Annotated in this window: 4 protein-coding genes; 2 read left to right on the top strand and 2 right to left on the bottom strand. The window is 34.3% G+C overall.

Annotated features, from left to right (window positions below; translation table 11 throughout):
• A partial coding sequence (locus KO504_RS02480) for a DUF7507 domain-containing protein (protein ID WP_215924746.1) occupies positions 1-5497 on the bottom strand: 5497 nt, incomplete at its 3' end.
• A gap of 800 nt (positions 5498-6297) precedes the next feature.
• Here KO504_RS02480 and KO504_RS02475 point away from each other — a divergent pair.
• A complete protein-coding gene (locus KO504_RS02475) occupies positions 6298-7887 on the top strand; it encodes a peptide chain release factor 3 (RefSeq protein WP_215924745.1) in 1590 nt (529 codons plus the stop codon).
• 152 nt (positions 7888-8039) lie between these two features.
• Positions 8040-8270 (top strand): (4Fe-4S)-binding protein, encoded by a 231-nt coding sequence (locus KO504_RS02470; protein ID WP_215924744.1) that lies wholly within the window; start codon positions 8040-8042, stop codon positions 8268-8270.
• 240 nt (positions 8271-8510) lie between these two features.
• On the opposite strand, the gene KO504_RS02465 is transcribed toward KO504_RS02470, so the two are convergent.
• On the bottom strand, positions 8511-8828 hold the full coding sequence (locus KO504_RS02465) for a DUF3467 domain-containing protein (protein ID WP_215924743.1): 318 nt from the start codon (positions 8826-8828) through the stop codon (positions 8511-8513).
• Positions 8829-8893: the final 65 nt, after the last annotated feature.

The following is an 8893-nucleotide window of genomic DNA, read 5'->3' as shown; positions in this document are numbered from 1 at the left end:
CATCTTCAAACGTATCCGTAATTGAAACGTTGTCTAAAGTAACATCTCCTGTATTAGTTACTGTAATGGTGTACGTCATCTCATCTCCTAGACTTGCGCCTGATGGTGCAACATCATTTGTGATTGCTACTGTTTTTACTGCTTCGATGCTTGGGCTTTGTACTATCTCTACATCTGTTGGATCATCGTCACTTGTCGCATCTGTTGGATCATCACTGTTATCACTCACTGAATCTCCTTGTGGATCCGTTCCTTCTGCGGTCGCTTGGTTCGTTACAACACCTGCATCAATATCATCTTGCGTGATTGCATACGTTGCGGTGTACACTATCGTGCCGTTTCCTACAACCATATCTTCTAGGTCACCATCGCCATCTGCATCCGTTCCGCCACTTACATACGTTGGTGTTGGTAATATACCTGTTCCTGTAAAGTTACCTGAAACTTCATTCACACTTACGTCATATACTGTAACGTCGCCTGTGTTGGTCACTGTATAGGTATAGGTTATGATATCACCTACACTTACTGCATTATCAGCGCCCAAGTCTAAACTACCTGTTTTGGTAATGCTTAACTCTGGACTTTGTACTAAGTCTGTTCGTGTTGGATCTTCTGTAGGATTCGTACCTGTATCTGGTCCATCTACCGTCTCATTATCCAAGATTGGATCACCATTTGGATCTACATCTGTATCTGAAACATCGGTTACATCATCTGTTCCTATTGGACTATCTCCTATTGCAGTTGCACTGTTCTCTACAAAACCTGCATCTATATCCGCTTGAGTAATTGTTTGCACTACCGTTACGATAGCACTTGCGTTTGGTGCTAAACTTGGAATGTTTGTCAGTCCACCTGGGTACGATAATGTTCCCAAGTCTGCATTCACATCAGTAATCTCAATATCGGTTATTGTTACATCCCCTGTGTTAACTACAATAATACTGTAGGAAATAACATCGTTCAATACCGCTCCTGAAGTCGTTATAGTTTTTGTAACTGTTAACTCTGGGTTTTGAGAAATTTCAAAAGGCGTAACATCATTTGTTGGATCGGAATCGTTACTATCCCCATTTATAGAATTGATATCATCAGTCTCTACTGTTTCTGGATCCGTTACAACCGTTCCATCACTAGTTGTACCAGTATCGGAAACATCTGTGATATCATCACTTGGGTCTAAAGTATCTCCTCCTGGTGCTTCCGCACTTACAATTGCTGAATTCTCTATTCCCCCATTATCAATATCTGACTGAGTAATTACGTATGTTGCACTACACGTCGTATTAGCGCCTGGAGAAAGAGTTGTTGAAACACATGTTACTGTGCCTACTAATGGATCTGTAACAATAATATTTGTTAATGTTTCGTCTCCAGTATTAGTAACAGTAAATTCGTAAGTTATTTCATCATCTAATATTCCTATTGCACCTAAAGCATCTACACTAGATACACTTTTAATTAAACTAATAGAACAATTTGCTTCCACTAAAACAATTGGCTCTAATGCGACTTCAACACAATCAGGGTTTCCTGCATATCTAACAGCGACAGTATATGATCCTGCTGCAAGTCCACTAAAGTTAGGTGTTGGAAGAAAAGGACCTGCCAAACCATTTACACTATATTCCATAGCACCTCCACCATTATTTATTGCGCCAATATTAATAGAGCCAGTATTTGTTGCACAAGTTGGTTGTACAACAGTAGTTGCAAGATTAATTGTTGGGGGAGGAGTTAAAAATGCATTATCATAAATTATGAACGCCTTTCCATCACCACCATCACCAAAGTTTGGACCTGGGTCAGCAGCACCTGTTTGAGTAACTCTAATTCCTTGTACATCTGTACCAGAAGGCACTAATGCCGTTAATGGATAAATGGCTACATATATCTCCTGAGTATAATCAGTTGCAACACCTGTATTAATGTAAACTGATGGATTTGCTAACACAATATTACCTATTAAATTTAATGAACCATCTAAAGCTTGAATACTCATTTCATTATTACCATTACGTTCTGTAATTACCAAATAACGATTAGAAGCAGCTGCTATAGGTGTATTATAAATAAACTCATTAAAATCAGTGGGATCGATAGTATTATCCATAGACACATAGTGTCTTAAATCATTTTCAAAATTTGCGGCTAATAATGCAGCATTATATATCGCTGGATCATCAGCTATAGTTGCAGTTGTACCTAATTGATCCGTAACAAATTGACTCGCAGCTTGTGGATTAGCATACTGATAGTTCACATTATTAGGTATATAAATCTCCGTAAACGGATTTGGTTGACCTGCTACCGTTATAGAATTTAATACTGCAGGGAATCCTGCATTAGGCGCACTAGATATATTAAAACTAACTTCGCTAGATAAAAGCGCCGCAGTAGGATTCCCTACAGGTATAATATCATAACAACTTTCATCACTACATTCAAAAGGAGCAGTTACAACATCGTTAACGGTTAAAGTTCTGTTGGCATCAGCTGAAAAAGTAGCAGTAAACGACAAATTGGTGCCATTTGCTGGTAATTCTACACCTGTAAATGTATAGGAAGGCGCTGTTAAACTTGCTACAGGAACTGTTCTAGTCGCATCTCCCGTTAATTCTAAGTTACCTGTTGCTGGTGGATCATAAAAGAAGACAGTTATGTCTGCAGTAAAAGTATCATCAGTTGTAATTAACGGAGTACCGTTATCACTACAAGCCGATTCATTACTTGAAACTATATCACAAATATCAGGAACATCTAAAACGATTGGAGATAAAGCAACTTCTACACAACTAGGTGAGGAAATATATCTAACAGCAATTGTATATGAACCAGGAGCCAAGTTGCTAAAGTTAGGACTTGGTTGAAAAGGACCTGCCAAACCATTCACACTATATTCCATAGCACCTCCACCATTATCCAAAGCATCAATAGAGATAGAGCCTTGAATAGATACACAATCTGGCTGAACAGCTGATGTTGTATATTCTATAGTAGGTGGTAAAACTAAGAATGAAGGGTCATAAATGATGAACGCTTTTCCATCTCCTCCATCTCCAGCTGTTGCGCCACTTTGAGTAATTCTAATACCTTGAACATCTGTTCCAGATGGCACTAACGCGGTTAATGGGTAAATAGCTAAAAATACATGTTGCGTAAAATCGGTAGCAACACCAGTATCAATATAATTTGTTGCATTTGCCAATACAATATTCCCTGTAGGATTTAAAGAATTATCTAAGGCCTGAATACTTAATTCATTATTACCATTTCGTTCAGTAACAACAATATATCTATTAGAAGCAGAAGCAATTGGAGAGTTATAAATGTATTCATTATAATCTGTTGGATCTATGGTATTATCCATTGATACATAATGCCTTAAATCATTTTCAGCATTTGCAGCAAGTAAAGCTGCATTATAAATTTCTACTCCATCCGCTATTGTAGCTGTTGTACTCAATTGATCTCTAACATACTGACTATTTCCTGCTGGATTTGCATATTGGTAATTTATATTATTAGGCGCATAAATCGCAGTAAAAGGATTTGGTTCACCTGCTATTGTGATTGAATTCAATTCTGCAGGAAAACCTGCACTTAATCCACTATCTATATCAAAAGTTACATCCGCTGCATCTATAGCCGCTGTTGGGTTTCCGGCAGGAATATCATCAATACACAAACTACATCCAGATGACAAACTATCATCTGTTACTGTTGGATTAGTACCTTTAGTATAATCAACACCAGTTTCAGAGACCAATCCATTTGCTATGTTAACAGTTGAAGGATCGCCCAAACCAAATTGACCACCATCTCCACCATCAGCATTATTATCATCATAGGCCTCATTAGCATCTGAACAGCCATCTCCATCACTATCTGTGTTCAGGAAATTAAAAATTCCACTAGTTGTAGCTATTGGAGTAAGACCTGTTCCGGCAGTGGCCGGCACTCCTTCTGTATTTACTGCTCCATCAGCTATTCCATCATTATTAGCATCTGTTCCACCAGCTTCGTCAACATCGTAGATTCCATCGTTATCTGAGTCTAAATCAAGATGATTTGGAACACCATCACCATCAACATCAAATACATCTGGAATATTATTACCATCTAAATCGGTATAATCGGTAGCAGACCCATCACCTACACCTCCATTATCGATAACATCTAGATAATTAAGAACACCGTCACCATCAGCATCACCCGTAGGAATATTGCCAGACAAACCTTCATCTATATCTAAAATACCATCATTATCACTATCTAGATCTGACGAATCATATACACCATCACAATCTGAATCGGTTTCAGAAACTGTAGATAAATTATTACTATAATCAGGATCTGATTGAGCCATATTAGTAATACTTGCATTATAGACAATAGGTAACGTTGGAGATGTAGATCCATTTACCGTTAAGATTACACTTTCACCTGCTTGCAAACCAAAAATCACCCATTCATTTAAAACTGAATCGTAAGAAGCTGTACCAGACCCAGATGAAAAAACCGCAGAACTACTAGTGTAACTTACACCTAACGGTAACGGAGATTCCACTACAAAACTGTAACTGTTGTTGGCACTGTTATTTGTAACCGTAGCAACCAAATCAACATCAGTTGTTGTACACAAGCTCGTTGAAGATGCTACACTAGCATCAATACTCAAATCTACTGCGGTACTAAACCCTAGACTATTAGTATTATAAGCTGTAAAAGCGATATCTGTATTACCTGATGTTGTGTGCACAAATTTTACTATTTGCGAAGAATTACCAGCTGTAATTCCAAAATCACTCAACAAAAATGATAAAACCCTAAAATCTCTATATGTATTTTCACCAAATGTACTAACAACGCTCCCTGTACTAGGATCTACATTATAAATAGTCCAATCTACACCCGCAACAACCGGAGTAGAAGAAAAATCAACAACAACAACATTCCCTACAGTATTTCCTAGGTTATCTACAAACTTAAATGTATCACTACCTCCAGGCGCACCTGTCTGATTCACGATTATATCAGGTATGTTATCTGTAATATTTGCTACTGAAAGAACGGTTAAATCATCATATCCAATATCTTGCGGATCAATATTGAAAAAATTTGTACTCATCTCTAAACCACTAGCTCCATCTCTAACAAAATTAGTTGGCACTATTGGTGAAAAATTATTAATATAATCTGAAGGAGTATTGGTTTGGTTCACCCCACCCCAATTGTAAGCTACCCCCAACAATTCTGGGTTACTGTAATTGATTACACCTGGTATCGGAAAAGCACGAAAGTTAGCTGGAGTAAAAACAATCCCATTGGATGTTAAAACAGAATCGTCTACACCTGTAGAGTACGTAACACCATCAGCTATAAATCCTAATAAATTATTTGAATCTGTTGCCGTAACTGTTGCTCCAGTAGAAGAAACAAAAAAGCCGCCTTGATCACCATAAATGGTTGTTACATCTTCTTGAGCATTCATTATTAAAAATGACGAAAAGAAACCAACAAGAAAAAAGGTTTTTAACCTAAACAAAGATAACTTCGCTAAAACCATGCACATATATAAACTGGTATTAATATTCTTAGTAAAAGAGAATCGAGTAGAGATTTTCATATGATTATATAGTTGATGTATAATTCAGTTTGAGTAAATAAAACATATTACAAATATCGATAAAATGACAAATAAATCCGACAAAGTGCAAATAAATATTTTTTTTTGTAAGACAAATCTATATTTAATAGAAAAAACCTACAAATATTAAATAATAAGACACATTAAATTGCCTTTAAGTCACACTTAAAATCTTAAAATAGCTAAACATTATTGTATTAGTGAAGAGATTTACTATTAATCAACTTCAAAAAATTAATCCCCTAATTTAGTAAGAGTAAAATTACAAAAAATTTGATATCTTTTAATTTTTAATGAAACTTTTATTCAACAATATATTGAATATAAATAGATAACACTAAAATGTTAGAGTAACAAGTGATTTTGCCTTTATACTTAGGTCAACACTACAATGTTCTAAAGCTACTTAAACATGCTGTATCATAAAAAAGTAATCCTATTTATATCAATAAAAAAGAGAATTATACTACAAAAATTCATAATAAAACAAATTTAAAAAAGGTCTTAATAAACATTAATTTGCCAGACAAATACGTCTAACTATAATTGATGCTAAACAATATTAAAATATCTTAAAAGCTATTAATTAGTTATTTTAAATGGAGTTATTAATGGTATATTTGCATTCCTTTTTAATAATTTTTATGAGCTTTTTAAAAGAAATTAACAGACGACGTACTTTTGGTATTATATCACACCCAGATGCAGGTAAGACCACATTAACAGAGAAACTATTATTATTTGGTGGAGCCATACAAGAAGCTGGTGCTGTAAAAAGTAATAAAATAAAAAAAGGGGCTACCAGTGATTTTATGGAAATAGAGCGTCAGCGTGGTATTTCTGTAGCGACCTCTGTTTTGGCTTTTGAATACAATGGCATTAAAATTAATATTTTAGATACTCCTGGTCACAAGGATTTTGCTGAAGACACTTTTAGAACTTTAACTGCTGTAGATAGTGTAATTGTGGTTATTGATGTTGCCAAAGGTGTTGAGGAACAAACTGAAAAATTAGTTCAGGTTTGTAGAATGCGTAATATCCCAATGATTGTTTTTATTAATAAAATGGATAGAGAGGGTAAAGACGCTTTTGATCTATTAGATGAGATTGAACAAAAATTAGGACTAAAAGTTGTGCCTTTAAGCTTTCCTATTGGTATGGGCTATGACTTTAAAGGCATCTATAATATATGGGAAAAGAATATTAATTTATTTTCAGGAGATAGTAGAAAGGACATAGAAGAAACTATCGAAATCTCGGATTTAGCATCGCCAGAATTAGATAAACTTGTTGGTGAAAATACGGCAAACACATTAAGAGAAGAAATAGAATTGGTAAGTGGTATCTACCCTCAATTCGATAAAGAAGATTATTTAAACGGAGAACAACAACCTGTATTCTTTGGTTCTGCATTAAATAATTTTGGTGTTAGAGAATTACTAGATTGTTTTGTAGAAATTGCTCCTAAGCCAAGACCAAAACAAAGTGAAGAGCGCATAGTAAAACCTGACGAAAAAGCATTTAGTGGTTTTGTTTTTAAAATTCATGCCAACATGGATCCCAACCACAGAAATAGATTAGCGTTTATAAAGATTGTATCTGGAGAGTTTAAACGAAACACTCCTTATTTACACGTACGACATAATAAAAAACTAAAATTTTCTAGTCCAAACGCATTCTTTGCTGAAAAGAAAGAGATTGTAGACATTTCTTACCCAGGTGATATCGTTGGTTTACAAGATACCGGAAGCTTTAAAATTGGCGACACTCTAACTGAAGGAGAAGTGCTAAATTATAAAGGAGTTCCGAGCTTTTCACCAGAACACTTTAGATACATTAATAATGCTGATCCAATGAAAGCAAAGCAGTTATACAAAGGTATCGATCAGTTAATGGACGAAGGTGTTGCTCAATTATTTACTTTAGATTTAAACGGTAGAAAAGTAATAGGTACTGTAGGTGCACTTCAGTATGAAGTCATTCAATATAGATTAGAACATGAATATGGTGCTAAATGTACTTATGAAAATCTAAACGTACATAAAGCTTGTTGGGTTAAAACAGATAATGAAAAAAGTGAAGAATTTAAAGAGTTTATTAGAGTAAAACAACGCTTCTTAGCCAGAGATAAGCAAAATCAATTGGTGTTTTTGGCAGATTCTATGTTTTCACTACAAATGACTCAACAAAAATATCCAAGTATTACTTTTCATTTCACTTCGGAATTTGAATAGAACTTGGTATGCCCTTCATCGAATGACACAGATTATTCTTTCAAAAACAATCAATTTAACGACTAAAAATACTTTTTATCGAATAATTGATTATAATCAAAAATCATTCAATACTTTAATAATACGATTAACCCCAAACTAATCTACTTATTATGGAAATTAACGCAAACGTTTTCAGTAACGCTGAAATTACCGTTACTTACAAGCCTCGCTGTTGTGCCAATGCTGGCATTTGTGCAAGACAACTTTCAGATGTATTTAGAAATTCTGTGATTCCTTGGATTGATTTAGAAGGAGCACAAACTGATGCTATTATTAATCAGATTAAAAAGTGTCCTTCAGGGGCATTAAAATATTATTTGAATCGGAAAGATGTTGCCTAAACGAAACATTTAGCCAATAAAAAAAACCTTTGAACTAAGAATTCAAAGGTTTTTTTGTGTCAAAATCAAAAATATCACGTTTAACAAGATTTAAAGACACTTTGACTACTGTCTTTATTATTTATATTAAAAAAACATAAAACAAGCTTAAACACTATTTAAAATAATCCAATTTTGATTAATAAAATCTATAAAAAATAATTTATCGATTCCTAAAATCTATAATTTATTTTTAAGCTTTTAAGCCTGACCTGTTGGTCCAAAATTTAAAGGAATTGGAGGTTGTTCGTAATCTTTAATTTCTCCATGTGCTTTTTCAAATCTAACGACATTATCACCTAATGCTTTTAATAAACGTTTAGCATGTTGTGGAGTTAAGATAATACGAGACTTCACTTTACTTTTTGGAGTTCCTGGCATAATACTTACAAAATCAACTACAAATTCTGAAACAGAATGATTAATAATTGCTAAGTTAGAATATGTACCTTCTGCTATTTTTTCGTCTAATTCAATATTAATTTGTCCTTTTTTAGGAGTATTTTTTTCGTCTGCCATAATTATTTTTTTAATTTAAAATATAAAAGCCTTCTCGTTAATAACTTGAAGGCTTTTACTCTATT

Source organism: Winogradskyella psychrotolerans, assembly GCF_018860565.1.
GTDB classification, from domain to species: Bacteria; Bacteroidota; Bacteroidia; order Flavobacteriales; family Flavobacteriaceae; genus Winogradskyella; species Winogradskyella damuponensis.
Note: the sequence above shows the minus strand (reverse complement) of the source record. Positions and strands in the feature narration are given on the sequence as shown.